Genomic DNA, 25,322 nt, shown 5'->3' with positions numbered 1-25,322 from the left:
TCGCTCACTTGCAGGCCAGCCCTTCCAGTACGTCGGCGAGTGCGGTCACCCCGGCCACGCAGTCGTCCTCGGCGGCGTACTCGGCCGGCGAGTGCGACACCCCCGTGGGGTTGCGTACGAACAGCATGGCGGTCGGGATCGAACCGGAGAGGATCCCGGCGTCGTGTCCCGCGCCGGTTCCGAGGACGGGCACGTTCAGGTGCGCGCTCTTCCCTCCGTCCTCCTTGCCCAGGAGACGGGCGATCTCGTCCCGCAGGGCGTGCTCGAACTCGACGACGGGGGTGAACGACTCCCGGACCACATCGAGGTGGATGCCGTGCGCGTCGGCGTACTCGCGGGCCGCCTTCTCGATGCCGTGGACGACCGTGTCGAGGGTCGCCTGGTCGGCTGCGCGGGAGTCGAGCCAGCCGCGGACGAGGGAGGGGATGGCGTTGACGCCGTTCGGCTCGACGGAGATCTTGCCGAAGGTTGCCACGGCGCCCGCGAGCCGGGCCTCCCGGCGGGCCGCGAGCACGGTCTCGGCGTACGACAGCATGGGGTCGCGGCGGTCCACGAGGCGGGTGGTGCCCGCGTGGTTGGCCTCGCCCCGGAAGTCGAACCGCCACCGGCCGTGCGGCCAGATGGCGCTGGCGACGCCGACCCGGTCGCCGGTCAGGTCGAGGGCGCGCCCCTGCTCGACGTGCAGCTCTACGAACGCGCCGATACGGGCCAGGCGTTCGGGGTCGGCCCCGATGGCGTCCGGGTCGTGGCCCGCGGCCTCCATCGCCTGCGGGAGGGTGATCCCGTCGGCGTCGGTGAGCCGGTGCGCCTGCTCGACGGTGAGTTCCCCGGCGGTGAGCCGCGAGCCGACACAGGCCAGCCCGAAGCGGGCGCCTTCCTCGTCGCCGAAGTTCACGATGGCGAGGGGCCTGGTGAACCTCGCGTTCCGGCCGCGCAGTTCGTCCAGCGCGGCGAAGGAGGACACCACGCCGAGGGGTCCGTCGAAGGCACCGCCGTCGGGCACCGAGTCGAGGTGGGACCCGGTGACGACGGCGTCCCCCGCCGAGGGGTCGCCGAGCCAGGCCCACTGGTTCCCGTTCCGGTCCAGTTCGAGGGTGAGCCCGCGGGCCTCCGCCTGCGCCTGGAACCAGGCCCGGCAGTCGGCATCGGCCCCGGTCCAGGCGAACCGCCGATACCCCCCGGACCCGGAATGCCGCCCGATACCCGCCAACTCCCCCCACATCCCAAGAAAGGAGGAACCCACCCCACTCAGCCCGTCCGGCATTTTCAGCCCGTCCGGCGTTTGAGGACGAGGCCGTTCAGGCCGATCGGGGGTCCGGGGGCGGAGCCCCTGGGCGGGCCCGGGGCCGGAACCCCCGCCGGACAACGACCCGCTCACTCGCCCTCCCGCATGGGAACCCGCACGCCACGCTCATCGGCGACCGTCTCCGCGATGTCGTACCCCGCGTCGACATGCCGGATGACACCCATCCCGGGGTCATTGGTCAGCACACGCCGGATCTTCTCCCCGGCAAGCTTCGTGCCGTCGGCCACCGACACCTGCCCCGCGTGGATGGACCGCCCCATGCCCACACCGCCACCGTGGTGGATGGACACCCAGGACGCGCCGGAGGCCACGTTCACCATCGCGTTCAGCAGCGGCCAGTCGGCGATCGCGTCCGAGCCGTCGAGCATGGCCTCGGTCTCCCGGTACGGGGAGGCGACGGAGCCGCAGTCGAGGTGGTCGCGGCCGATGGCCAGGGGCGCGGCCAGTTCGCCCGAGGCGACCATGTCGTTGAAGCGCTCGCCCGCCCTGTCCCGCTCGCCGTAGCCGAGCCAGCAGATCCGGGCGGGCAGGCCCTGGAAGTGGACGCGTTCGCCGGCCAGCTTGATCCAGCGGTGCAGGGACGCGTTCTGAACGGACTCAGCCTCGGGGAAGAGGTCGAGGATCGCCTTGTCCGTCTTGTGGATGTCGGACGCCTCACCGGACAGGGCGGCCCAGCGGAAGGGGCCCCTGCCCTCGGAGAACAGCGGCCGGATGTAGGCGGGCACGAACCCGGGGAAGGCGAACGCCCGCTCGTATCCGGCGAGTTGGGCCTCGCCACGGATGGAGTTGCCGTAGTCGAAGACCTCGGCGCCCGCGTCCATGAAGCCCACCATGGCCTCCACGTGCCGCGCCATGGACTCACGGGCCCGGGTGGTGAAGCCGGCCGGGTCCTTCGCGGCGTACGCGGCCATGTCGTCGAGTTCGACACCGACGGGCAGGTAGGCCAGCGGGTCGTGGGCCGAGGTCTGGTCGGTCACGATGTCGATCGGGGCGCCCTCGGCGAGCATCCGCGGCAGCAGTTCGGCGGCGTTGCCGAGCAGGCCGATGGAGAGCGGGCGGCGGGCGTCCCGCGCCTCCACGGCGAGCTGGAGGGCGTGCTCCAGGGAGTCGGCGCGCACGTCCAGGTACCGGTGCTCGATGCGGCGCTCGATGGCCCGCGGGTCGACGTCGATGCAGATCGCGACGCCGTCGTTCATCGTCACGGCGAGCGGCTGGGCCCCGCCCATGCCGCCGAGGCCGGCCGTCAGGGTGATGGTCCCGGCGAGCGTCCCGCCGAACTTCTTCGCGGCGACGGCGGAGAAGGTCTCGTAGGTGCCCTGGAGGATGCCCTGCGTGCCGATGTAGATCCACGAACCGGCGGTCATCTGGCCGTACATGGTGAGGCCGAGGGCTTCGAGGCGGCGGAACTCCTCCCAGTTCGCCCAGTCGCCGACCAGGTTGGAGTTGGCGATGAGGACACGCGGCGCCCACTCGTGGGTCTGCATGACGCCGACGGGGCGGCCGGACTGGACGAGCATCGTCTCGTCCTGCTTCAGCGTTCGCAGCGTACGGACCATGGCGTCGTAGGAGCGCCAGTCGCGGGCGGCCTTGCCGGTGCCGCCGTAGACGACGAGTTTGTCGGGGTGCTCGGCGACCTCGGGGTCGAGGTTGTTCTGCAGCATCCGCAGCGCGGCTTCCTGCTGCCATCCCAGGGCGCTCAGTTCCGTACCGCGCGGTGCTCGGACGGGGCGGGGTCCTGACATGGTCTGCCTCCTGGCGACGGGTGAGTACTGCGGTCAGCACTCCGGATGATGCCGTTCGTACGACGGTGCAGCAGTACGGCGATATAGCAGGTATTCACATCCTGATCACCTGAATAGAACTAGTCAATACCTCACGGTCCGGCAAGGGCGCCGCGCGGGTGTTTGGCTGGATGCATGTCTGCACATACAGATCCAGGGGCCGCGCGCCGTCACGAAGCCGTCCGCGCCGCCGTGGAGCAAGGGCTCGTCGGACCCTCCGCCCCCCTCGTCGCCCTCCTCGACATCACCGGAATCCGGGCCTCCGTCGCGGCCCTCCGGGCGGCCTTCGACGCGGTGACCGCACCGGGTACGCCCGTGCTGCACGCGTTCGCCGTGAAGGCCACCCCGCTCGTGCCCGTGCTGCGGCTGCTGCACCGGGAGGGCATCGGCATGGAGGTCGCGAGTCCGGGTGAACTCGCCCTCGCCCGCGCGGCCGGCGTGCCCCCGTCCCGTACGGTCCTCGACTCGCCCGCGAAGACCCCCTCGGAGCTGCGGGAGGCGCTCGCGCTGGGCATCGCGGTCAACGCGGACAACCCCCAGGAGCTGGCCCGGATCGACGCGCTGGTCGGGTCGGCGTCGACCCGCTCCCCTCTGGGGCTGCGAGTGAACCCGCAGGTCGGCGGAGGTTCGATCGGAGCGCTGTCCACGGCGACGGCGACCTCGAAGTTCGGCGTCGCACTGCGCGACGAGGGCGCTCGGGAGTGGGTGGTGCGGGCATACCTGGACCGGCCGTGGCTGACCCGGCTGCACACCCACTCGGGTTCGCAGGGGATGCCGCTGGAGCTGATGGCCCGCGGGGTGGCCGAGGCGTACGGGCTCGCGGAGGAGATCAACGAGCGGGCCGGGCGGCGGCGGATCGACACGCTCGACATCGGCGGCGGGCTGCCGGTGAACTTCGGCTCGGACGTCCACACCCCGACGTACGAGGAGTACGTAAGCCTGCTCGCGTCGACCGTGCCGGGACTGTTCGACGGACGCTACGGACTGGTCACGGAGTTCGGGCGGTCGCTGCTCGCCAAGCACGGCGTGGTGCTGGCGCGCGTCGAGTACGCGAAGTCGGCGGGCGGGCGGGCCATCGCGGTGACGCACGCGGGGGTCCAGGTGGCGGCCCGCACGGTGTACGCGCCCGAGTCCTGGCCGCTGCGGGTGGCCGCGTACGACGCCGAGGGGCGGCCGAAGACGGGGCCCGGGGTGGTGCAGGACGTGGCGGGGCCCGCCTGTTTCGCGGGCGACCTGCTGGCGGAGGGCCGGACGATGCCGCTGCTCGACCAGGGCGACTACGCCGCCGCGCTGGACACGGGGGCGTACTACTTCGCGCACCACTACGGCTACAACTCGCTCGCGCGGCCCGCCGTCCACGGTTTCGGTCCGGACGGGGCGGGCGGGGTGCGGTTCGCGACGGTCCGCGCGGCACAGACGATCGACGAACTCGTGGCGGAGTCGGGAGGAGCACACGCGGACGCGCTGACCGGCGCGAACCCCATGCGATCGGCGTGAAACCGGCAAACCGGTGCGAAGGGCATGAATCCGCGAACCGGTAAAAGCACTAAGGTCTGATTGTCTTCAGGGCAATCGACCCACACTAGCCAGCAAATGGCATGTTCCACGGGAAAATGCCTTATCTCTCACTCGTCAAGCACACGCTGCGTATCTTCTTCGTCACTCAGCTGAACCGACGGGCGGGAGGGAAGCACCGTGCCCGGAATCGACGAGTGCCTGCTGGAGGCCATGAGACTGCCCGGAGCCCGGGGGGCCTCGGTGGTCGACTGGACCAGCGGACTGGCTCTGGGCACGGTCGGGGACTCACCGAACGGGGATCACGAGGCCACCGCGGCCGAGGCGGCGGAACTCGCCCGGCTCGCCGCGGAACACAAGGCCTTCGCACCCGAGGAAGGAGCCGACTGGTCCGGCGGCACGCCGCCGGTGGAAGACCTCATCATCAGCAACAGGGACAGCTATCACGTCCTGCGTTTCGTGCGGACGACCTTCGACAGCAGTGTGTTCCTGCATCTGTGGCTGGGCCGTTCGGACGGCAATCTCGCCCTGGCCCGAATACGCCTGGGCGAGATGGCGGAACGGCTGGTGGTGGGGTGACCACGATGGAAGCAAGTCCCCTGCCGGGACTGGACAGACCCGATCCCGGCCCGCCCGTCGACTCGTCCGTCGGCCCGCCCGTCGGTCTGGACGGGGCGGACCGGCCGGGCGGGGCCCCGCCCGTGCCTGTGCTCAGTCCCATGCTCAGCCGGCTCGCGGAGGAGCGCGCCACCGGCGTACTGACACGGGACCGCGGGGTGCTGTACCTGGTCGAGGGCCAGGTAGTGCACGCCGAGAGCCCCGCGACCCCCGGGCTGGACATCCTGCTCACCAGCCGTGGGGCACTGGGTTCCGACGGCTGGTGGGAGGCGGTCTCGGAGGCGGGCGCCGAACGCCGCGTCGGGCGGTTCCTGGTGGACAGCGGACAACTGGCCGAGGGCGCCCTGGAGCTGTGCCACCTGGGGGCGCTGTACGACGCCGCGTTCTTCACACTCGGCGCGAGCAGCGGCCCGGCGCGGTTCAGGTACGGGGTCGCGCACTGGATAGGCCCCGTACGCCCGGTGACCGTGGACGCGGTGGAGCGCGAGACGCTGCGGCGCCGCGCGCTGCTGCACCGCATATGGCCGGATCCGGACACGGACACCGCGGAACTCGTCCGGACCGCCCGTGCCGTCGACGCGGCCCTCCCGCCGCGCCAGCGCACGGTTCTCGACCAGGTGGACGGGGAGCGCACGGTCTCGGACATCTCACGGGTCCTGGGCCGGCCGGGCTTCCACACGCTGGTCGACGTCCGCCGGCTGGCCGCCGCCGGGATCGTGACGACCCGCGCGCGGACGGTCGAGTGCCGGGCACCGGAGACCACCGCACCCCCGGTGTCCCCCCTGTCCCCCGTCTCCACTGCGACCGCGCAGGCGGCGCAGGCCGCGCAGGCGTCGGCGGATCCCGACGTGGCCCTGCTGCGCCGGCTCAGAGACGCATTGGAGGCCTTGTGATCCGCGCGCTCCGACAGCGTGCCGAGAGGAGACAACTGATGGCGGCGGAGGCCGAAGTCCTCGACGAACTGCACCGGTTGCGGGCCCGGGTGCCCCAGCTGACGGGCGCGCTCGCGGCCAGCGTCGACGGCCTGGTACTGGCCCAGGACACTCCGGGCGTGGAGCCGGAGGGGCTGGCCGCCCTCACCGCCGCCGCACTGGGGGTCGCCCTCCGCGTGGCGGACGCGACCGGACGGGGCGACTTCCGCGAACTGCTGGTACGCGGCGAGCACGGCTATGTGGCGACCTACGCGGCGGGACCCTCCGCCGTACTGACGCTGCTGGCGGGCGACCGGACGAACGTCGGCCGGCTGCACCTCGAAGGGCGCCGCTCCGGCACCCGGATCGGCGAACTCGTCGAGGCCGCCGTCGAAGCCCAGCCGGCCCCGGCGGCGCGGCCGGCCCAGAAGGCCCTCACGCCCCGCACCAGAACCGCGCGTACCGCGCGCACGGTTCCCGGACCGACCGGTGAAGGCCGCTGAGCCCGCTCGCACCGAACCGGCCCGAACCAACCTGAACCAATCCGAGTCAGCACGCGAACTGAACTGAACCGAACCGAAAGGACCGGCATCACCATGGCCAACACCGAGACCGCATTGAAAGAGACCCTGGCCTCCATCGAGGGCTCGACCGGAGCCGCTCTCGTCGACTACACCACCGGTATGGCGCTGGGCACGATCGGCGGCAGCAAGAGTTTCGACCTCACGGTCGCCGCGGCCGGCAACACCGACGTCGTCCGCGCCAAGATCCGCACGATGGAGCACCTGGGTCTGAAGGGCGAGATCGAGGACATCCTGATCACGCTGTCCGAGCAGTACCACCTGATCCGGCTGATCAAGGGCCGGGGCGGCAACGGCCTCTTCCTCTACCTGGTGCTCGACGCCAAACGCGCCAACCTGGCCATGGCACGACACCAGTTGAAGAAGATCGAAGGGGACCTGGAGGTCTGAGGGATCAGACCAGTACCCCGCTCCGACGCCGCGCCCCACCGGGTGCGGCGTCGCCCGCGGCGATTCCGGTGGTCCGGTAGCCCTTGACGCGCTTGCCCGCCGGAACGCCCGCACCGCGGCCGAGCCAGTCGACCCGCACCCACAGGAGCGACTCGGCCGCCCGTTCGAGCCGGCCGATCCAGGCCGCCTTGAGACGCAGGCCCGCTCCGGCCCCGGCGAGCAGCATCCCGCCGGCGGCCGGCACGGCGAACGCCGACCCCAGGGCCGCGGCGAAGGCGAGGAGTGCCCACCAGCGGTGCCCCCGACGCCAGTTCCGTACGGACACCGCCCGGTCCTGCAGTACGTCGTGCTTGCTCGCGCGGTCGGCGCCGCGGGCGAGTGCCACGTACCGTTTCCGGTGCGTCAGCAGGACGGCCACCGCCATGATCAGGAAGAGCGCGGCTCCGGCCAGCACCCCGATCCGCCGTCCCGTGAGCCCGGGCACCAGTACGCCCACCCCCGCCGCGACGACCCCGAGCCAGCCCAGCGGTGCCGCTCCGGCCCGTACGACGACGGCCACCCGAGCAAGTCCCTGCCCTCCGCGCGCCACGATCCGCCTCCTCACCAGACGCTTGTGTGTGGCGGGCAGATTAGCGGCCGAACGTGAGACAAGCGTGAGAGAGCACCAAGAAATCGGCCGGTCGCCGGCACTCCGCTTCCGGGCCGCTACTCGACGAACAGGCCCCGCGCCGCGGCCCGTGCGTCGAACTCCTCAAGGCGTGCCTGCGCGTCGGGCAGGCCGTCGCACATCGCCTCCAGCAGCACCCGCCCGAGCAGCATGGGTGCGCAGACCGTGTCGAAGGCGAGGCCCGTTCCGACGGCGGCGGGCAGCAGCAGGTCGGACACCTTGGCGACCGGCGCGAACGCGGAGTCCGCGACGGTGACGACGGTCAGCCCGGCCTCCTTCGCGTGGGCGAGGGTGTCCACGACCTCCCGCGGGTGCCGGGGCAGCGCGAAGCACAGCAGCGCGCTGGCTCCGGCCCGGACCGCCGCGTCGATCCGGTCGATGACCATCGTGCCGCCCTCGTGCAGCAGCCGGACGTCCGGATGGACCTTGGTCGCGAAGTACGCGAAGCCGTACGCCTGGGACGCGGCGGCGCGCAGCCCGAGCACCGGCAGGGGGCGGGAGGCGGCGAGGAGCCGGCCGGCCCGTTCGACGGGACGCGGGTCGGCGAGGGCGGCGGCGAGATGGCGCAGGTTCTCGATCTCGGCCTCGACGGCCTGCTGGTACTCGTTGTACGAGCCGGTGTCCGCGGCGGGTTCGGCCGGCGCGACCTCCCGCAGGTGTTTGCGCAGCGCCGGGTAGCCGTCGAAGCCGAGGGCGACGGCGAAGCGGGTGACGGAGGGCTGGCTGACCCCGGCGAGTTCGGCCAGCTCCACACTCGACAGGAAGGGCACGTCGGCGGCCCGGCGCACCATGCTGTGGGCGATGCGCCGCTGGGTGGGTGTCAGCCGGTGCCCTTCGAAGAGGGCTTGCAGCCGCCCGGCGGGAGCGTCGGTCACGCCGGTGCCCCCACCCGCGCCCCGGTCGCCCGCAACACTCGTACCGCCCGCATCACTCGTACCGCCCGTAACACTCGCATCGTTCGCGCTCATGCCGTGCCCCCACTCCAGATGTCCGTGAACCGGTCCAGCAGCACGGCCGCCGCCGTCACGTCGTCCGTGAGCGGCCGGTCGGTCGCGTCCGCGTCGAGCACCGACTCGGCGATCTCCAGCGCCCTGCCCACCGGCAGCTCGGGGTCGGGGCGCAGGCCGCGCTGGCGCAACGCCCGTACGGCGGCCACGAGTTCGCAGCCGACCACGAGACGGTACGCGCCGCACGCACGCAGGGTCTGCCGTGCGGCGAGCGAGGCGAAGCTCGCCTGTTCCTCGACGCCCCGGGAGAGTACAGCGTGGCCGAGCGAGGCGGGGGCGGAGAAGGCCCGCAGGTCACCGAGGGCGGCCCCGGCGGCGTACTCCAGGATCATCACGCCGGAGGAGGCGGGCTCATGGTCGGCGAGGAAGGGACGCAGCCGGGTGTAGGCGGGTTCGTTGAGGGTGGACAGGCGTGAGGTCGACAGGCGGGCGACCTGGGTGAGGGAGAGCCTGAAGTGGTCGAGGGCGAGGGCGAGCTGGGCCTGGTAGAAGCCGCCGTGGTGGTAGGCGGCCATGTCGTCGGCGCAGATCAGCGGGTTCTCGGCCGCCGCGTTGAGCTCGACGGCGAGGACCTCCTCCAGCGCGTCGGCGGCGTCGTGCGCGGGGCCGTGGATCTGCGGCACGCACCGGAAGCCGTACGGGTCCTGGATCCGTCCGAGGGGCGGGGTCGGCCGGTCGGGGGCGCCGATCATCTCCCGCATCCGGCGGGCCACTTCGGTCGATCCGCGATGCGGCCGGGCGGCGTGGACGGGCGCCGCGTAGGCCTCGTACGAGCCGTCCACCGCGACCAGCGACAGCGCGGCGACGACCTGCGTGGCCCCGATGAGTCCGCGCAGTTCGTGCAGGGCGAGCGCGGCCTGGCCGAGGGTGAGGGCGTTGCTGCTGATGAGCGCGAGGGCGTCGTTGTTGTCGAGCGGCTGCGGCTCGGGGGCCGCCACCGTCGCCGGCGGGCCCGGCTCCTCCCCCGGTGACGCGTCCGCGCCCCGCCAGGGGTGCTCGCCCGCCAGCGCGAGACCCACCTGGGCCAGGGCCGCGATGTCGCCGGTGCCGACCGAGCCGAACTCGTTCACGACGGGGTACGCGCCGCTCTCCAGCGCCTCGCACAGGGCCGTGACGACGGTGGGGCGCAGGCCGGCGCCGCCCGCGAGGAGCTGGTTGGCCCGCACGGCGAGCATCGCGCGGACCTCGCGGGCGGGCAGCTCGGCGCCGATGGCTCCCGCGTGGCTGCGCAGCAGGCGCAGACCGTGCTCGGCGGCGGCCTCGGTGGGCACGTCCTCGTTCCGGTTCGCGCCGACTCCGGTGGAGCGGCCGTACACGCGGCCGGTGGCGGCGATGCGCCGGGCGGCGTCCCAGGACTCCTCGACACGCTTCATCGCGTCGGTGCCGGGGACGGGCCGCGCGGACCCGTCGGCGAGGCGTACGACGTCGGCGACGCCGGTGCTGTAACCGTCCAGCACCACGAGGCCGTACGTCGCCGCACTCGGCGTGTCCACATCCGGAGACGACATAGAGCGCAAACTCCCCTCCAGCCGGGCATTCGGTCTCGCCCGTCGATCACTGGAAACCGGCGATCGACACCGCACCGTCAGCAGGTTATTCAAGCAGAGAGATCTCTGCATGACTATATACAGCCGCGGGAGGAGAACCCTCGTGATCCGGGTGGGGACGGGCCCAGCGCGGACAGGGGGGATAGCCCCCGTGCCAAGCCCGCCCCGGCTCCCTACCGTGGAACGCATGACCGGAATGGAAGCCCGCGACGCCGAACTCAAAAAGGAACTCGACGCCACCTTGCACGCACGCAAGGAACTGGGCGCCGACTACGAGTCCGCGCTGGTCGACTCGTTCCTGGAAAAGGTCGAACAGCGCCTGGACGGCGCGGTCGACCGCCGGGTGCGCCGCCAGCTCGCGGAACAGCAGATGGTGGTGGCCCGGGACGCGCGTTCCCCGCAGGGGTCCTCGGACTCCTGGGGCGAGCGCTTCGGATTCGGGATCGTCTCCCTCGTCCTCGCGGTACCCCTGTCCGCCATCGGCGGCGGCGTCGCCCATCTGCCGGGCCTGCTGGTCGCCTGGGTGGGCATCGTCGGCGTCAACGTGGTCCAGGCCGCCCGCTTCTCACCGAACTTCTTCGGGCGGCGCCGGACCAAGTCGGACTCGGACTGGGAAGGGTGACGGGAGAACACACGGGGACGGACGACGGACACCGAAGGGCCCGGTACCTGAACAGGTACCGGGCCCTTCGCGAAGCTTGCGCGGGGGCCGCCGCACCCCCGTTGCCGGGGGGCGGGACGACGGCGGTCCCCGCGAGGGACGCGAGCCGGGTCAGGGCCGAGCTGCGCGTCCGTGGCGTCCATGGAGGTCCGGGAGCCGCTCCGGAGGTCCTTGACGCCGTATCGGTGCCGGCCGGGCCGGGGAGCCGCTCCCGTCCCTGCCGACAACCATCACTCTGCCGTGCCCGTGTTAAGCGTGTGCTGCGTGGACGTGACGCGCTCGTACCACTTCCACCAAGTTCCGGCGTGACCGCTCACACCGGAAGTCCCGCTCCGGCGCGCTCGGTTCACCGGGCGTTCTACTGCCGGCCACCCTTGGCGAGGAAGGACAGGAGGTCCTGCCGGCTGACGACCCCGGTGGGCTTGCCCTCGACCAGGACGATCGCGGCGTCGGCCGCACCGAGCACGGTCATCAGGTCGCCCACCGGTTCACCGGAGCCGACCTGCGGCAGCGGCGCCGACATGTGCTTCTCCAGCGGGTCGGTGAGGGAGGCCCGCTGGGTGAACAGCGCGTCGAGCAGTTCCCGTTCGACGACGGAGCCCACGACCTCGGCGGCCATCACGTCCGGGTGTCCGGCGCCCGGCTTCACGATGGGCATCTGCGAGACGCCGTACTCGCGCAGCACCTCGATCGCCTCGCCGACCGTCTCGTCGGGGTGCATGTGGACGAGCTGCGGCATCGCGCCGTGCACCTTGTCGCTGAGGACGTCGGCGACGCGGGCGCTGGGGCCCTCGTCCTCCAGGAAGCCGTAGTCGGCCATCCACTCGTCGTTGAAGATCTTACTGAGGTAGCCGCGTCCGCTGTCCGGGAGGAGGACGACCACCACGTCGTCCGGGCCGAGGCGCTCCGCGACCCGCAGCGCCGCCACGACGGCCATCCCGCAGGAACCACCGACGAGCAGGCCCTCCTCCTTGGCGAGACGCCGGGTCATCTGGAAGGAGTCCTTGTCGGACACGGCGACGATCTCGTCGGCGACGGTCCGGTCGTACGCGGTCGGCCAGAAGTCCTCACCGACGCCCTCGACGAGATACGGGCGCCCGGAGCCGCCGGAGTAGACCGACCCCTCGGGGTCGGCGCCGATGACCTGGACCCTGCCGTCGCTGGCGTCCTTCAGATAGCGACCGGTGCCGGAGATGGTGCCGCCGGTGCCGACGCCCGTCACGAAGTGGGTGATCCGCCCCTCCGTCTGCGTCCACAGCTCAGGGCCGGTGGAGTGATAGTGCGAGGCGGGATTGTCGGCGTTGGAGTACTGGTCGGGCTTCCAGGCTCCGGGCGTCTCGCGCACCAGCCGGTCGGAGACGTTGTAGTACGAGTCGGGGTGCTCGGGGTCGACCGCGGTCGGGCAGACGACGACCTCGGCGCCGTACGCGCGCAGCACGTTGATCTTGTCGGTGCTCACCTTGTCGGGGCACACGAAGATGCACTTGTAGCCCTTCGTCTGGGCCACGATGGCAAGGCCCACACCCGTGTTGCCGCTGGTCGGCTCGACGATCGTGCCACCCGGCTGCAGCTCGCCGCTCTTCTCCGCGGCCTCGATCATGCGCAGGGCGATGCGGTCCTTCACGGAGCCGCCGGGGTTGAAGTACTCGACCTTCGCGAGGACGGTCGCCTGGATGCCGGCGGTCACGCTGTTGAGCCTCACCAGCGGGGTGTTGCCGACGAGACTGATCATCGAGTCGTGAAATTGCACCGTTGTCTCCGGAGCTGAAAAGAAATGGTCGGGGTGGTTCCGTCAGCCTAAGCCCCTCCTGGGCGTTCACACGGCGTTGAGATTGGCCGACGGTCTGTACGGGGCAAGGAGTGGGTGTACGGCTAGAAGGAGGTGGCGGCTTCGCATGTCGAGCTTGTCGAGGGCGAGGGTGGCACGGCGGATCGCGGCGGGCGCGGCGTACGGCGGCGGCGGGATCGGGCTGTTGGGCGCGGCGACGGTCGGCGTGGTGCTGGCCGAGGTGCAGCTGGCGAAACGGCAGGTGGGGCACGGGCGCAGTCCCCACCCACCGAGCGCGGACGGCCTGTACGGGTACGCCTACGCCGGTGGTGAGGAACCGCTGCGCCTGACGATGCTCGGGGACTCGACCGCGGCGGGACAGGGCGTCCACCGGGCCCGGCAGACGCCGGGCGCGCTGCTGGCGTCCGGGCTCGCGGCGGTGGCGGAACGGCCGGTGCGGCTGCGGAACGTGGCCCTGCCCGGCGCCCAGTCGGACGACCTCGACCGCCAGGTCCGGCTGGTCCTCTCGGATCCGGACGGGTTGCCCGAGGTGTGCGTGATCATGGTCGGTGCGAACGACGTGACGCACCGGATGCCGGCCACGAGGTCGGTCCGGCACCTTTCCGCCGCGGTACGCCGACTGCGTACGGCCGGTGCGGAGGTGATCGTCGGCACCTGTCCCGACCTGGGCACGATCGAGCCGGTCCACCGGCCGCTGCGGTGGTTCGCGCGGCGGGCCTCGCGGCAGCTGGCGGCGGCGCAGACGATCGGCACGGTCGAGCAGGGCGGGCGGACGGTGTCGCTGGGCGACCTGCTGGGACCGGAGTTCGCGGAGAACCCGCGCGAGCTGTTCGGGCCCGACAGCTACCACCCCTCGGCGGAGGGGTACGCGACGGCGGCGATGGCCGTGCTGCCGACGGTGTGCGCGGCGCTGGGGCTGTGGCCGGCGGACGAGGAGCGTCCTGACGTGGCCCGCCGGGAGGGGTTCCTGCCCGTGGCGCGGGCCGCGGCGGAGGCGGCGTCGGAGCCGGGTACGGAGGTGGCGGCGGCGATGCCCACCGGGCCGCGGGGCCCGTGGGCCCTCCTCAAGCGACGCCGCCGCCGTCGCGTCCCGGCCTCGGACCCGGCCCCGTCGTCCCCCTGACCGCCAACCGCATGGGGGCTGCGCCCCCGCGCCCCTAGGGGGTTCGAGGGGCGCGGGGAACTGCGCGAGCGGGGGCGAGGGGGCGCAGCCCCCATGCGTGGTCGGGAACGGGTAGGGGCGGCGGGGGCGAGGAAAGCAAGCGCTTGGAAAGTGCGGCCCGTGTCACACCACCACACCCGTGACCTCACCCATACGGACGGGTAGCTTCCCAAGCAGGTCCGCCCATCCCCCGCGACGCCAATGGAGCCGAAGATGCCCGAAGCCGTGATCGTCTCGACCGCCCGCTCCCCCATCGGCCGCGCATTCAAGGGCTCCCTCAAGGACCTGCGCCCCGACGACCTCACCGCGACCATCATCCAGGCGGCCCTCGCCAAGGTCCCGGAGCTCGACCCGAAGGACATCGAGGACCTGATGCTCGGCTGCGGCCTCCCCGGCGGCGAGCAGGGCAACAACCTCGGCCGCATCGTGGCCGTGCAGATGGGCATGGACCACCTCCCCGGCTGCACGATCACCCGCTACTGCTCCTCCTCGCTCCAGACGACCCGCATGGCCCTGCACGCCATCAAGGCGGGCGAGGGCGACGTCTTCATCTCGGCGGGCGTCGAGCTGGTGTCGCGCTTCACCAAGGGCAACTCCGACAGCCTCCCGGACACCCACAACCCGTTCTTCGCGGACGCGGAGGCCCGCACCGCCGAGGTGGCCGCCAGCGAGGGCGCGTCCTGGCACGACCCGCGCGAGGACGGCCTCGTCCCGGACGCGTACATCGCGATGGGCCAGACCGCGGAGAACCTCGCCCGGATCAAGGGCGTCACCCGCCAGGACATGGACGAGTTCGGTGTCCGCTCGCAGAACCTCGCCGAGGAAGCCATCAAGAACGGCTTCTGGGAGCGCGAGATCACCCCGGTCACCACCCCGGACGGCACGGTCGTCAGCAAGGACGACGGCCCCCGCGCCGGCGTCACGCTGGACGGCGTCGCGGGCCTCAAGCCCGTTTTCCGCCCCGACGGCATGGTCACGGCCGGCAACTGCTGCCCGCTGAACGACGGCGCCGCCGCCCTCGTGATCATGTCGGACACCAAGGCCCGCGAGCTCGGCCTGACCCCGCTGGCCCGGATCGTCTCGACCGGCGTCACCGGCCTCTCCCCCGAGATCATGGGCCTGGGCCCGGTGGAGGCGTCGAAGCAGGCCCTGTCCCGCGCCGGTCTGACGGTCGACGACATCGACCTGTTCGAGATCAACGAGGCGTTCGCCGCCCAGGTGATCCCGTCCTACCGCGACCTGGAGATCCCGCTGGAGAAGCTGAACGTGAACGGCGGCGCCATCGCGGTCGGCCACCCCTTCGGCATGACCGGCGCCCGCATCACCGGCACGCTCATCAATTCCCTCCAGTTCCACGACAAGCAGTTCGGCCTGGAGACGATGTGCGTGGGCGGCGGCCAGGGCATGGCGATGGTCATCGAGCGCCTGAGCTAGGGTCCGCAAGCACGCCCGCCGTAACCGCCATTGAACGCAGGGTGAACGAAACGACCCGGAGCCCAGCTCCCGCCGGGGCTCTGGGCCGTTTTGTGACCGAAACTCCCCCAGGATGTGACCTAAGTCCCATCGAGGAGGGATTCACGCAGGTCAGGACCAGTGGACGAACAAAGGTCGGGGCTAAAGTCCTGTCCGTTTCGTGACGTTACGCACTGACAGCTGGTTAGTCCACCCTTCAAGCTGATGTAGGAAGTCGGGGGTCGACTTTGAACCGGGAGTACGTCAGTGAGCACCACGTTTCTCGCTCTGCTGCTCGCCACAGCCACCACCACGGCCGTGGGCGTCGCCGTTCTGCGCACCCTGCTGGCCCTGCGCCGGCAGGTGGCGGCCCTGCACACCGAACTCGCCAGAAGCCGCTCCAAGGCCGCCGGCGGCCTCGTACCGGCCGCCCGCGGATCCTCGGACGCCGAGGAGATACGTGCCGCGGTGGCCGAGGCCCTCGCCGAGGAGCGCGAGCGTGAGCTCGCCGAGGCGCGTGCCTTCTGGGCCGCCCAGGAGGCACGTGACGCCAGTGACGCGCCGACACTGCTCGGCCTGCCCGACAGCGAGCTGTTCCTGCCGCGCCAGTCGGACTTCATCGGCCTCGAACACCTGGAGCCGGTGACCGAACCGGCCGCCGACGCGGACGAGTTCTCCGGCGACTCCGCCGAACTGGCCGCGGCCCGCCGCCGCCACCCCTCGCACCCGGACTTCGTCCCGGTCCAGTCGCCGATGGTGAACGACCACGAGCGCACGGTGTCCTGCCTGGAGGAACTGGCCGATTCCCGTACGGAGTTGGCGGACGTCCGCCCCGGCCCCCTCGGCACTCTCGACGTGTACGTCTTCGCCGACGGCACCACCCTCTGCATGACTCCGGGCCACCGGGAGACCGCCGAACGCCTCGCGGAGTCCCTGCGCACCGGCCACCCGCCGGTCCTGCTCGGCGGCTCGGGGGTCTCTGGCGCCTACGCGCTCACCTTCGAATGCGGCCAGGAGAACGTCTACGTCCTGGCGGACCGCGTCATAGCGTCGCTGTAACCGCCCGCGCGAGCCTCGGCGGAACCGGCCGCGTCAGACGCCCGCCCTCTTCTGCGCCTCCTCCACGAGCAGCAGCGCCTCCGCCAGTTCGGCCTCGTTCCTCAGTACGAGCGCGAGGTCGTGCACGGCCACCGTGATCTGGTCCGCCGACGCGAACATGCCCGCGTCCGGCATCTCCCGGGGGGCCTGCCCGGGGTTCTCGAGCCGCTGGGCGCGCAGCGCCAATTCCCTGGCCAGGCCCAGTGCCTCGGCCGCCGCCCCCCGTTGCAGCCGGCTCTGCGGCGCGGCCCGCAGCCGGTCGGCGAAGTGATCCACGGCACGGGTCAGCGGCGTCGTATCAAGCACGTCGTGAGACTACGCGTCGCAACCGGACTGTTGCCAACGACCGAACGCTCAGGCACGGTGGCGTGAAGGACCGGCTTACATCCCCTTTGCGTCCGGAGGCGCCGATGTCCCAAGTCTTCTCCGCGGAGACCCATCGCAATCTGCTCGCCCGCATCCCCCACTGCACCGGTCGTGAGATCTCCGACTGGCTGCGCACCGTCGACGAAGGCCCCGCTCTCCACCGCTTCGAGGAGAAGGTCAGCTGGCTCCGTGCCGAGCACGACCTCGCGTACGGCCACGCCAAGGCGATCATCCACGAGTACGACCTGAGAAGGGCGGCGCGCAACCTGCGCTGAGCGCGCCTTCACCTCGCTCCGGCACCGAAAAGAACGCGGGGCCCCGCGAACCGAGGTTCGCGGGGCCCCGCGTGTCGAACCGGGCCGAGCCCTGATCAGTCGTTGCCGCTGAAGATCGCCACCAGCCGCAGCATCTCCAGGTAGATCCAGACGAGACTCATGGTCAGACCGAACGCGGCCAGCCAGGACTCGTCACGCGGCGCGCCGTAGGCGATGCCGTCCTCGATCTGCTTGAAGTCGAGCGTCAGGAAGAAGGCGCCCAGGCAGATGGCCAGGATGCCGACGATCGCGCCGAGCGGGCCCATGCTGCGCAGTCCGCCGTCGTCGGCGACACCGAAGACGACCAGCAGCAGGTTGACCGCCATGACCAGCACGAAGGCGATCGCGATGGCCATACCGATGCGCGCGTACCTCGCGGTGACGCGGATCCAGCCCGCCTTGTAGATCAGCAGGGTGGCACCGGAGACGGCCAGCGTGCCGAGCACGGCCTGGAAGGGCGCGCCGGACCACCTGCTGTTGTACATCTCGCTGATCACGCCGAGGAAGACGCCCTCGAAGGCGGCGTACGCCAGGATCAGCGGGGGCGAGGCCTTGCGCTTGAAGGCCTGGACCAGCGCGAAGACCATCGCGATGAGCGCCGAGCCGATGGCCAGGCCGAAGCTGGTCGACGTGACCGGCAGGAGGACCCAGGCGAGAACGGCACCGACGGTGACGGTGCCGAGGGTCAGGGCCGTCCGCGCGACGACGTCGTCCATCGTCATGCGACCGGCGGCGGGCGGGGCCTGCGGCGGTGCGCCGTGCTGCAGGCCCTGCTGTGCGTACGGGTTCTGAGCGTAAGGATTCTGCGCGTACGGGTCACCGCTCTGCGAGGCGCCGGGGGCACCCTGTGCGTACGGGTTCCCCTGCGTTCCGACAGCGGGGCCCCCGGCCTGCGGCGCCGCGTTGAAGCCCGCGTAGCCGTTGTCGCGGCTGAACCCCCGTCGCGAGAAGACCGGGTTGCTGCTCCTCATTTCACTCCTCCATGGCCACCTTGCGCGGCCTTGGCTCAAGAGTAATGGGTAGGCAAAAGAATGCATCCAGTGCCTGAGAGGATCTTTCCCCTCTTGTGACCGGGAACACCGGGTCTCACCCCCGCATTCCCTCGTACCGGTACAACGCCGGCACATACCGGTCCGGTTCCCCGGCCAGGGGTCTTTCACTCCAGGGCGAAGCCGGTGTAGCCCTCGGCGAGGTCCTGCTCGGCGGCGTGCGAGGAGGCGAGCCGCTCCAGCCGGGCCAGCTGGATCCGGTCCTCGAAGGGCGTCGCCCCGGGCGGCCGGTGCAGCAGCGTCGTCATCTCGTACGAGAACCGCTCGGCCTGCCACACCCGGCGCAGGCAGGTCTGCGAGTACGCGTCGAGCAGTTCGCCGGAGCCGGTCTCCTCCTGGTGGACCAGGGCCCGCGCGAAGGTCACGACGTCGCCGACCGCGAGGTTCAGCCCCTTGGCACCGGTCGGCGGCACGATGTGGGCCGCGTCCCCGGCCAGGAAGAGCCGCCCGTGGCGCATCGGCTCGTGCACATGGCTGCGCATGGGGGTGACGGACTTGGCGGTGACGGGCCCCCGCGCCAGCCGCCAGTCGTCGGCCGTCTCGAAGCGGCGCTCCAGCTCGTCCCAGATCTCCTCGTCGCTCCACGCCTCGGCGTCCGTGCCCTCGGGCACCTGGAGGTAGAGCCGGGAGACGACGGGCGAGCGCATCGACAGCAGGGCGAAACCGCGATCGTGGCGGGCGTAGACGAGCTCGTCGTGCGACGGGGCCACGTCGGCGAGGATCCCCAGCCACCCGAAGGGGTACGTCCGCTCGAAGACCTGGGTGAGTTCCTCGGGTATCGCCTTGCGGGCCACCCCCCAGAAACCGTCGCACCCGACGACGTACGCGCACTCCAGGACGTCCTCACGCCCCTCGTGCCGGAAGCGCACCCGGGGGCTGTCGGTGTCGGCCCCCTCCACCTCCAGGGCCTCCGCCTCGAAGAGCAGCGGGCCGCCCTCTTTGAGCTGCAGTGCGATGAGGTCCTTGCACACCTCGGTCTGGGCGTAGACCATCACGGACCGCCCGCCGGTGAGGGCGGGGAAGTCGATCCGGTGGCGCCTGCGCGCGAACCGCAGCTCGATGCCGTCGTGGCGCAGCCCCTCCCGGTCCATGCGGGCACCGGCGCCGGCCGCGCGCAGGACGTCCACGGTGCCCTGCTCCAGGATTCCGGCGCGCTGGCGCTGCTCCACGTAACTCCGGTCGCGGCTCTCCAGGACGACGGAGTCGATCCCCGCGTTGTGCAGCAGCCTCGCCAGCAGCAGGCCGGCCGGTCCGGCCCCGATGATCCCGACCGTGGTTCGCATCGACACGCCCCTTCGCGCTCCGGCCCCGACGACTCCCGTGAGCGCCGTCAGCGTAGTTCCCCGTTTTGCGTTCGCAGAGTGAAGTTTTATTCACCATTTTCCGTTCACGAGAGTCTCCGGCGGACGGAACCCGCTGTCAACGGTCGAGTGGTGAAGTCTTCAATGAAGGATGCACCCTTCATCGCGATACGCCGGGAAGGGCGGGGAAGACCCGGAGAAGGGTGAAAGTGTCGGTGGTGCCCGGAACCGGACTTGAACCGGTACGCCCGTCAAGGGCAGCGAGGTTTAAGCTCGCCGTGTCTGCATTCCACCATCCGGGCAGGCCATGGACTCCGCTTCGAGCATCCCGAGCCTATCGGGACAGATCCCCCGAACAGCGGTGGGGCGACCCGATGTTGTCTTATTTTATTGGCGTCTGAGGGTGCATCAGCCCACGGTATGCGCCATCCGCACATGCCACGTGCGTTTCGACGTACGCGGGACGGCGCCAGGGGAATGACGTGATTTCACCGCCCGAACGAGTGGAACCTGACGAACCGTCGCCATTTTGCTCTCGCGCCGCTCCCCGCCCGCTCCCGGCTGCTCCCGCCCGCTGCCCGCTCTCCCGGCTTCACCTCGGGGGCGGTTGTCATCCCCAGGTATGACCCGGGGGCCCGCAGTCCGTCCCCAGTCCCCCCTCGGAACCGGAACAGGGGGTGACTACATGGCGGCCGACGGCGCCGACGATGGAACGGTCGTCCACTCGTCGTCGTACCGAACAAGGAGCACCCTTCCGTGACCACCACGCCCCTCGCCGAACGGTCCACCGCGGTGGCCGCCCGCGCCACGGAACTGTCGAAGGTCTACGGACAGGGGGAGACCCAGGTGGTCGCTCTGGACCGGGTCTCCGTCGACTTCCGGCAGGCCGAGTTCACCGCGATCATGGGCCCCTCCGGCTCCGGCAAGTCCACGCTGATGCACTGCGTGGCGGGTCTGGACAGCTTCTCCTCCGGCTCGGTCCGCATCGGTGAGACCGAGCTGGGCTCGCTGAAGGACAAGCAGTTGACGAAGTTGCGGCGGGACAAGATCGGCTTCATCTTCCAGGCGTTCAACCTGCTGCCGACCCTCACGGCGCTGGAGAACATCACGCTCCCCATGGACATCGCCGGCCGCAAGCCGGACAAGGAGTGGCTGCACAAGGTGATCGAGATGGTGGGTCTGGCCGACCGGCTCTCCCACCGGCCCTCCGAGCTGTCCGGCGGGCAGCAGCAGCGCGTGGCCGTGGCCCGGGCGCTGGCGTCCCGCCCGGACATCATCTTCGGCGACGAGCCCACCGGGAACCTGGACTCGCGCTCGGGTGCGGAGGTGCTGGGCTTCCTGCGCAACTCCGTCCGGGAGCTGGGGCAGACGGTCGTGATGGTCACCCACGATCCGGTGGCCGCGGCGTACGCGGACCGGGTGATCTTCCTGGCCGACGGGCGGGTGGTGGACGAGGTGCACGCGCCGACGGCCGACGCGGTGCTGGACCGCATGAAGCGCTTCGACACAAAGGGCCGCACGAGTTGACCGGGGCGCCCCCCGCTCCCTCGTGTCGGCCCGGCACCCTGCCGCCCTCCGGCAGGAACGGCGGCCCGCACGACCCGGGCACCCCGGTAGCGGCTGGAGTGCGCAGTTCCCCGCGCCCCTGAAGGGGCACACCCCAGGCCGGCCCGGCAGCCCTTCTTTCAGGGCCGCAGGGAACGGCGCGAACCCCTGGCCCCCTTCCTTCAGGGGCGCGGGGAACGGCGCAAAAGCCCTAGGGCACCCGGCACCCGCACCCGGCACCACGACCGCCCGCCCCACCCATCCACCCCACCTGGACTGAGAAGACATGCTCCGTACCGCCCTGCGCAACGTGCTGGCGCACAAGGCCAGGCTCCTGATGACCGTGCTCGCCGTGATGCTGGGCGTGGCGTTCGTCTCCGGCACCCTGGTCTTCACCAACACCATCTCGGACGCGTACCAGAAGAGTTCGGCGAAGGGCTTCGACCACGTCGACGTCGCCGTCGAACCGGAGTTCCCGCCCGACGGGCGCGACGACCTCGGCAAGGACCCCGAGCTGACCCAGGCCATGCTGGACAAGGCCGCCAAGGCCCCCGGCGCCGAGTCCGCCATCGGCGTGGTCAGCGGCTTCACCGCCATCGCCGGCAAGGACGGCAAGCTCATCGGCGGCGGCTTCCAGTCGCAGGGCGGCAACTACTGGGGCGACAAAGACCCCCGTTACCCCCTGAAGAGCGGCAAGGCCCCCGTCGGCAAGGACGAGGTCGCCATCGACGCCGAGACGGCGAGGCGGGCCGGCTACAAGGTCGGCGACACCGTACGGCTCTCGGTCGACGGCCCGGTCCTCACCCCCACCGTCACCGCGATCTTCACCACGGACGACGGCAACGTCGCCGCCGGCGGCAGCCTCGCCCTCTTCGACACGGCCACCGCGCAGCGGCTCTTCCACAAGACCGGCGCGTACGGCGAGATCGACGTGAAGGCCGCCCCGGGCACCAGCCAGACCGCCCTTCGCGAGAGCCTCGAGAAGGTCCTCCCGCAGGACCTCACCTCCACCACGACCGGCCAACAGCTCGCCGACTCCCAGGCGGAGATGATCGAGGCCGAGATGAGCGGCCTCAAGACCGGCCTGCTGGTCTTCGCCGGCATCGCGCTGTTCGTCGGCACGTTCATCATCGCCAACACCTTCACCATGCTGGTCGCCCAGCGCACCAAGGAACTGGCGCTGCTGCGCGCGGTGGGCGCCTCCCGCAAGCAGGTCACCCGCTCGGTGCTCCTCGAAGCCTTCCTGGTCGGCACGGTCGCCGCCGTCACGGGTCTGCTCGCCGGTATCGGTATCGGCGCGGGCCTGCGCGGCCTGATGGGCCTGCTGGACGCCACGGTCCCGGCCGGACCGCTGGTCATCACCCCGGGCACGGTCGGCACGTCGTTCGCCGTCGGCATCCTGATCACGATGCTGGCCGCCTGGCTGCCGGGCCGCCGCGCCGCGAAGATCCCGCCGGTCGCGGCGATGAGCAGCGTGCACGCCACGGCGACCACCAAGTCGCTGGTGCTGCGCAACACGCTCGGCGCACTGGTCGCGGCGGCGGGCGTCACCGTCGTCCTCTACGCCACGACCATGGACGGCAGCGACGGACAGGCCCCGATGGGCTTCGGCGCGGCCCTGCTGATCATCGGCGTCTTCATCCTCACGCCCCTGCTGTCCCGCCCGCTGATCGCGGGCGCGGCCCCGGTCCTGCGGATCTTCGGCGTCTCGGGCAAGCTGGCCCGCCAGAACTCCGTACGCAACCCGCGCCGCACCGCCGCCACCGCTTCCGCCCTCATGATCGGGCTGACCCTCATCACCGGTATGACGGTGATGGCGGGCAGTCTGCAGAAGGGCATCGACAAGATGGCCACGTCCGCGCTGAAGGCGGACTACGTGGTCTCGATGGCGAACTTCAACAACCTCTCGCCGGACGTCGAGAAGACGCTCGCGAAGACCGACGGCGTCACCACCATCAGTGCCCTGCGCGAGGCGCCCGCGCGCATCGACGGCGACACCGAGTACGTGACCGGTGTGAAGGGCTCCGCGATCGGCGAACTGACCGATCTGACGGTCGGCAACGGCTCGTTCAAGGTCAGCGGCACCCAGGCGGTGGTGGACGAGGACACCGCCGATCGCCTCGGCTGGAAGGCCGGTACGACGTTCTCGATCTCGTACGAGGACGGCAAGAAGCGGCAGATGACGGTCGCCGGTGTCTACGAGGGCAACGAGATGATCCGCGGGATCATGGTCGACCTCGCGACCCTCGCCCCGAACCAGGCGAACCCGGGCGACTCACAGGTCATGCTGAAGACCTCGGGCGGCACGTCCGACGCGACCAAGGACAAGCTGGAGAAGGCGCTCGGCAACAACCCTGCCGTCAAGGTCCAGGACAAGCAGGACGTGTCCAACGAGATCGCGCAGATGTTCACGCTGATGCTGAACATGCTCTACGGCCTGCTCGCGATGGCCGTCCTGGTCGCCGTGCTGGGCGTGATCAACACCCTCGCGATGTCCGTCTTCGAGCGTTCGCAGGAGATCGGCATGCTCCGCGCGATCGGCCTCGACCGCAAGGGGATCAAGCGGATGGTCCGCCTGGAGTCCCTGGTCATCTCCCTGTTCGGCGGAGTCCTCGGTGTGGGCCTCGGCGTGTTCTTCGGCTGGGCCGCCGGTGAACTCGCGGGCGCGAAGATGCCGACGTACGAGCTGGTGCTGCCCTGGGACCGGATGGCCGTCTTCCTGCTCCTGGCGGCGGCGGTCGGTGTCCTCGCGGCCCTGTGGCCGGCCCGCCGGGCGGCCCGTCTGAACATGCTGTCGGCGATCAAGTCCGAGTAGGCGCCGCCGCACGACGGTCCGGGTGACCGGGTAGGCCGATGGGGCCCGTTCCTGAGGGAACGGGCCCCCATCGGTCACCCGGATCGGCCTCGGTTCAGTTCCAGGTACGAGCCCGCAGCGGCATGCCCGACGCGCCGGAGGGGGTGTCCGCACCGCCAGCACCTGGTTGACGCCGATGCGGTTGCGTTCGAAGCCGAGCGCCGAGGCGGCCATGTAGAGGCGCCAGACGCGGGCCCGGCCGGGACTGGTGAGCTTGACCGCCCGCGGCCAGTCCGCCTCCAGGTTGGCCACCCAGCGGCGCAGGGTGAGCGCGTAGTGCTCCCGGATCGACTCGACGTCCCGCACCTCGAACCCGGCGTTCTCCAGCTGCGTCACGGTCTCGCCGATCGGCGCGAGCTCCCCGTCCGGGAAGACGTAGGCGTCGATGAACTCGTCGATCTCGTACGCCGCTTCGTCCCGCCACGGCCGGCGTCCGATCTGGTGGTTCAGCAGCCGTCCGCCCGGCTTGAGGAGGGCGAACAGATCGCGCGCGTACTCCAGATAGCGTTCGCCGCCGACGTGTTCGGCCATCCCGATCGAGGAGATGGCGTCGTACGGCCCGTCGCCGACGTCCCGGTAGTCCTGGACGCGGATCTCGACCCGGTCGGTGAGCCCTTCCTCCGCGACGCGCTTGCGGGCGTACGCGGCCTGCTCCTGGGACAGCGTCACGCCGACCACGCTCACGCCGTACTCACGGGCCGCGTGGATGGCCATCGAGCCCCAGCCGCAGCCGACGTCGAGCAGGCGCATGCCCGGCTTCAGCTCCAGCTTGCGGGCGATGAGATCGAGCTTGTCGCGCTGGGCGTCCTCCAGAGTGCCGTCCGGGGCCTCCCAGTAGGCGCACGAGTAGACCATGGACGGCCCGAGGACGATCTCGTAGAAGTCGTTGCCGACGTCGTAGTGGTGGCTGATGGCCCGCCGGTCGCTGCGCTTGGTGTGCAGATGGGAGAGCCGGGACCGGCCGCGCACCTCCTCGCGGGGCGGGGCGGGCGGCAGCGGCGAACCCGCCATCCGTACGAGCCCGCGCACGGCGGACCGTACGTCGGGGTCCCGCAGGGCCTGGGCGAGGGTCCTGGCGTCCTCCCCGCGCTCCCAGACCATCTCGGCCACCGCGTCCAGTACGGCGTACAGATCGCCGTCCACCGTGAGGTCACCGGCGACCCAGGCCCGCGCCAGACCCAACTCCCCCGGCTTCCACAGAAGTCGGCGCAGCGCCCGCCGGTTCCGTACGACGAGCACGGGCGTGCCCGGCGGTCCCGCTTCCGAACCGTCCCAGGCACGAATCCGCACCGGGAGCGGGGCTCCCAGCAGCTGTTCCATCAGCGCCTTGAGCCGAAGCGCCGCGTCCTGCATGACGCACACCTCCGTGACGAGGAATTCCACAGACTCCAACACCACGTAAACACCA

Annotated in this window: 21 protein-coding genes, 1 tRNA gene and 1 pseudogene; 12 read left to right on the top strand and 11 right to left on the bottom strand. The window is 71.1% G+C overall.

The genetic code is table 11. The annotated features are described in order from the left end of the window. Positions 1 to 4 precede the first annotated feature (4 nt). Together K3769_RS14245 and hutU are read right to left on the bottom strand one after the other, a co-directional pair. Positions 5 to 1,264, bottom strand: coding sequence for an allantoate amidohydrolase (locus K3769_RS14245; protein ID WP_267026804.1), 1,260 nt, complete (start codon positions 1,262 to 1,264; stop codon positions 5 to 7). Positions 1,265 to 1,374: 110 nt separating this feature from the next. After that, positions 1,375 to 3,048: a urocanate hydratase gene (hutU, locus tag K3769_RS14240; protein ID WP_267026803.1), complete on the bottom strand. Its 1,674-nt coding sequence runs from the start codon at positions 3,046 to 3,048 to the stop codon at positions 1,375 to 1,377. Positions 3,049 to 3,222: 174 nt separating this feature from the next. Here hutU and K3769_RS14235 point away from each other — a divergent pair, with 174 nt between their 5' ends. From K3769_RS14235 to K3769_RS14215, 5 genes are all read left to right on the top strand, one after another. After that, positions 3,223 to 4,584, top strand: coding sequence for a type III PLP-dependent enzyme domain-containing protein (locus tag K3769_RS14235; protein ID WP_267026802.1), 1,362 nt, complete (start codon positions 3,223 to 3,225; stop codon positions 4,582 to 4,584). 198 nt (positions 4,585 to 4,782) lie between these two features. Then, entirely contained in the window at positions 4,783 to 5,181 is a 399-nt protein-coding gene (locus K3769_RS14230) for a hypothetical protein (RefSeq protein ID WP_267026801.1), read from the top strand. 140 nt (positions 5,182 to 5,321) lie between these two features. Continuing rightward, positions 5,322 to 6,113 carry a transcriptional regulator gene (locus K3769_RS14225; RefSeq protein WP_267031366.1) on the top strand — a complete coding sequence of 264 codons (792 nt, stop codon included), beginning with the start codon at positions 5,322 to 5,324 and terminating at the stop codon, positions 6,111 to 6,113. Beyond that, a complete protein-coding gene (locus K3769_RS14220) occupies positions 6,110 to 6,634 on the top strand; it encodes a roadblock/LC7 domain-containing protein (protein ID WP_308216333.1) in 525 nt (174 codons plus the stop codon). The genes K3769_RS14225 and K3769_RS14220 overlap by 4 nt, the downstream gene beginning before the upstream one ends. Positions 6,635 to 6,727: 93 nt before the next feature. Further along, on the top strand, positions 6,728 to 7,102 hold the full coding sequence (locus K3769_RS14215; RefSeq protein WP_267026799.1) for a roadblock/LC7 domain-containing protein: 375 nt from the start codon (positions 6,728 to 6,730) through the stop codon (positions 7,100 to 7,102). A 4-nt stretch (positions 7,103 to 7,106) separates the two neighbouring features. On the opposite strand, the gene K3769_RS14210 is transcribed toward K3769_RS14215, so the two are convergent. From K3769_RS14210 to K3769_RS14200, 3 genes are all read right to left on the bottom strand, one after another. Further along, complete coding sequence (locus K3769_RS14210) at positions 7,107 to 7,691, bottom strand: hypothetical protein (protein WP_267026798.1); 585 nt, start codon at positions 7,689 to 7,691, stop codon at positions 7,107 to 7,109. A gap of 116 nt (positions 7,692 to 7,807) precedes the next feature. Beyond that, the gene (locus K3769_RS14205) at positions 7,808 to 8,737 is read right to left on the bottom strand and encodes a MurR/RpiR family transcriptional regulator (protein WP_267026797.1); all 930 of its coding nucleotides are present in this window, start codon (positions 8,735 to 8,737) and stop codon (positions 7,808 to 7,810) included. Further along, a complete protein-coding gene (locus tag K3769_RS14200) occupies positions 8,734 to 10,284 on the bottom strand; it encodes an aromatic amino acid ammonia-lyase (protein ID WP_267026796.1) in 1,551 nt (516 codons plus the stop codon). Before K3769_RS14200 ends, K3769_RS14205 begins: the two co-directional genes overlap by 4 nt. A gap of 226 nt (positions 10,285 to 10,510) precedes the next feature. On the opposite strand from K3769_RS14200, the gene K3769_RS14195 reads away from it, so the two are divergent. Then, on the top strand, positions 10,511 to 10,945 hold the full coding sequence (locus tag K3769_RS14195; RefSeq protein WP_267026795.1) for a hypothetical protein: 435 nt from the start codon (positions 10,511 to 10,513) through the stop codon (positions 10,943 to 10,945). 397 nt (positions 10,946 to 11,342) lie between these two features. On the opposite strand, the gene K3769_RS14190 is transcribed toward K3769_RS14195, so the two are convergent. After that, on the bottom strand, positions 11,343 to 12,734 hold the full coding sequence (locus tag K3769_RS14190) for a cystathionine beta-synthase (protein WP_267026794.1): 1,392 nt from the start codon (positions 12,732 to 12,734) through the stop codon (positions 11,343 to 11,345). Between the two features lie 145 nt (positions 12,735 to 12,879). Here K3769_RS14190 and K3769_RS14185 point away from each other — a divergent pair, with 145 nt between their 5' ends. The 3 genes from K3769_RS14185 to K3769_RS14175 all read left to right on the top strand — a co-directional run bounded on the left by K3769_RS14185 (position 12,880) and on the right by K3769_RS14175 (position 16,446). Continuing rightward, positions 12,880 to 13,896 (top strand): SGNH/GDSL hydrolase family protein, encoded by a 1,017-nt coding sequence (locus K3769_RS14185; protein WP_267026793.1) that lies wholly within the window; start codon positions 12,880 to 12,882, stop codon positions 13,894 to 13,896. Between the two features lie 252 nt (positions 13,897 to 14,148). After that, positions 14,149 to 15,369, top strand: a complete 1,221-nt coding sequence (locus K3769_RS14180; RefSeq protein ID WP_267026792.1) for an acetyl-CoA C-acetyltransferase — start codon at positions 14,149 to 14,151, stop codon at positions 15,367 to 15,369. 285 nt (positions 15,370 to 15,654) lie between these two features. Beyond that, positions 15,655 to 16,446 (top strand): hypothetical protein, encoded by a 792-nt coding sequence (locus tag K3769_RS14175; RefSeq protein WP_267026791.1) that lies wholly within the window; start codon positions 15,655 to 15,657, stop codon positions 16,444 to 16,446. A gap of 33 nt (positions 16,447 to 16,479) precedes the next feature. On the opposite strand, the gene K3769_RS14170 is transcribed toward K3769_RS14175, so the two are convergent. Next, positions 16,480 to 16,791, bottom strand: a complete 312-nt coding sequence (locus tag K3769_RS14170; RefSeq protein WP_267026790.1) for a hypothetical protein — start codon at positions 16,789 to 16,791, stop codon at positions 16,480 to 16,482. Between the two features lie 104 nt (positions 16,792 to 16,895). Here K3769_RS14170 and K3769_RS14165 point away from each other — a divergent pair, with 104 nt between their 5' ends. Further along, positions 16,896 to 17,126 carry a DUF4287 domain-containing protein gene (locus K3769_RS14165; RefSeq protein ID WP_107015651.1) on the top strand — a complete coding sequence of 77 codons (231 nt, stop codon included), beginning with the start codon at positions 16,896 to 16,898 and terminating at the stop codon, positions 17,124 to 17,126. Between the two features lie 95 nt (positions 17,127 to 17,221). Here K3769_RS14165 and K3769_RS14160 read toward each other — a convergent pair whose 3' ends face one another. The 3 genes from K3769_RS14160 to K3769_RS14150 form a co-directional block, all read right to left on the bottom strand. Beyond that, complete coding sequence (locus K3769_RS14160) at positions 17,222 to 18,136, bottom strand: Bax inhibitor-1/YccA family protein (protein WP_267026789.1); 915 nt, start codon at positions 18,134 to 18,136, stop codon at positions 17,222 to 17,224. Between the two features lie 185 nt (positions 18,137 to 18,321). Further along, positions 18,322 to 19,497 carry a 4-hydroxybenzoate 3-monooxygenase gene (locus K3769_RS14155; RefSeq protein WP_267026788.1) on the bottom strand — a complete coding sequence of 392 codons (1,176 nt, stop codon included), beginning with the start codon at positions 19,495 to 19,497 and terminating at the stop codon, positions 18,322 to 18,324. A gap of 234 nt (positions 19,498 to 19,731) precedes the next feature. Beyond that, positions 19,732 to 19,817 (bottom strand) — tRNA-Leu (locus K3769_RS14150). 454 nt (positions 19,818 to 20,271) lie between these two features. Between K3769_RS14150 and K3769_RS14145 the strand changes: the two genes are divergently transcribed. Continuing rightward, positions 20,272 to 21,042: an ABC transporter ATP-binding protein gene (locus K3769_RS14145; protein ID WP_267026787.1), complete on the top strand. Its 771-nt coding sequence runs from the start codon at positions 20,272 to 20,274 to the stop codon at positions 21,040 to 21,042. Between the two features lie 304 nt (positions 21,043 to 21,346). Next, positions 21,347 to 23,875 carry an ABC transporter permease gene (locus tag K3769_RS14140; protein ID WP_267026786.1) on the top strand — a complete coding sequence of 843 codons (2,529 nt, stop codon included), beginning with the start codon at positions 21,347 to 21,349 and terminating at the stop codon, positions 23,873 to 23,875. A 94-nt stretch (positions 23,876 to 23,969) separates the two neighbouring features. Here the strand turns inward: K3769_RS14140 and K3769_RS14135 are convergent. Next, positions 23,970 to 25,267 (bottom strand): annotated as a pseudogene (locus tag K3769_RS14135) (class I SAM-dependent methyltransferase). Positions 25,268 to 25,322: the final 55 nt, after the last annotated feature.

It is taken from the genome of Streptomyces ortus (assembly GCF_026341275.1).
Taxonomy (GTDB): Bacteria; Actinomycetota; Actinomycetes; order Streptomycetales; family Streptomycetaceae; genus Streptomyces; species Streptomyces ortus.
The sequence above is the reverse complement of the archived record's forward strand: the minus strand, read 5'-3'. Positions and strand labels throughout refer to the sequence as shown.

Bases quoted from the DNA above. Each gene is read 5' to 3' on its own strand.
- K3769_RS14245 (WP_267026804.1), bottom strand. From the start codon at position 1,264: ATGCCGGACGGGCTGAGTGGGGTGGGTTCCTCCTTTCTTGGGATGTGG.
- hutU (WP_267026803.1), bottom strand. From the start codon at position 3,048: ATGTCAGGACCCCGCCCCGTCCGAGCACCGCGCGGTACGGAACTGAGC.
- K3769_RS14235 (WP_267026802.1), top strand. From the start codon at position 3,223: ATGTCTGCACATACAGATCCAGGGGCCGCGCGCCGTCACGAAGCCGTC.
- K3769_RS14225 (WP_267031366.1), top strand. From the start codon at position 5,322: ATGCTCAGCCGGCTCGCGGAGGAGCGCGCCACCGGCGTACTGACACGG.
- K3769_RS14215 (WP_267026799.1), top strand. From the start codon at position 6,728: ATGGCCAACACCGAGACCGCATTGAAAGAGACCCTGGCCTCCATCGAG.
- K3769_RS14205 (WP_267026797.1), bottom strand. From the start codon at position 8,737: ATGAGCGCGAACGATGCGAGTGTTACGGGCGGTACGAGTGATGCGGGC.
- K3769_RS14200 (WP_267026796.1), bottom strand. From the start codon at position 10,284: ATGTCGTCTCCGGATGTGGACACGCCGAGTGCGGCGACGTACGGCCTC.
- K3769_RS14195 (WP_267026795.1), top strand. From the start codon at position 10,511: ATGACCGGAATGGAAGCCCGCGACGCCGAACTCAAAAAGGAACTCGAC.
- K3769_RS14185 (WP_267026793.1), top strand. From the start codon at position 12,880: ATGTCGAGCTTGTCGAGGGCGAGGGTGGCACGGCGGATCGCGGCGGGC.
- K3769_RS14180 (WP_267026792.1), top strand. From the start codon at position 14,149: ATGCCCGAAGCCGTGATCGTCTCGACCGCCCGCTCCCCCATCGGCCGC.
- K3769_RS14165 (WP_107015651.1), top strand. From the start codon at position 16,896: ATGTCCCAAGTCTTCTCCGCGGAGACCCATCGCAATCTGCTCGCCCGC.
- K3769_RS14160 (WP_267026789.1), bottom strand. From the start codon at position 18,136: ATGAGGAGCAGCAACCCGGTCTTCTCGCGACGGGGGTTCAGCCGCGAC.
- K3769_RS14155 (WP_267026788.1), bottom strand. From the start codon at position 19,497: ATGCGAACCACGGTCGGGATCATCGGGGCCGGACCGGCCGGCCTGCTG.
- K3769_RS14140 (WP_267026786.1), top strand. From the start codon at position 21,347: ATGCTCCGTACCGCCCTGCGCAACGTGCTGGCGCACAAGGCCAGGCTC.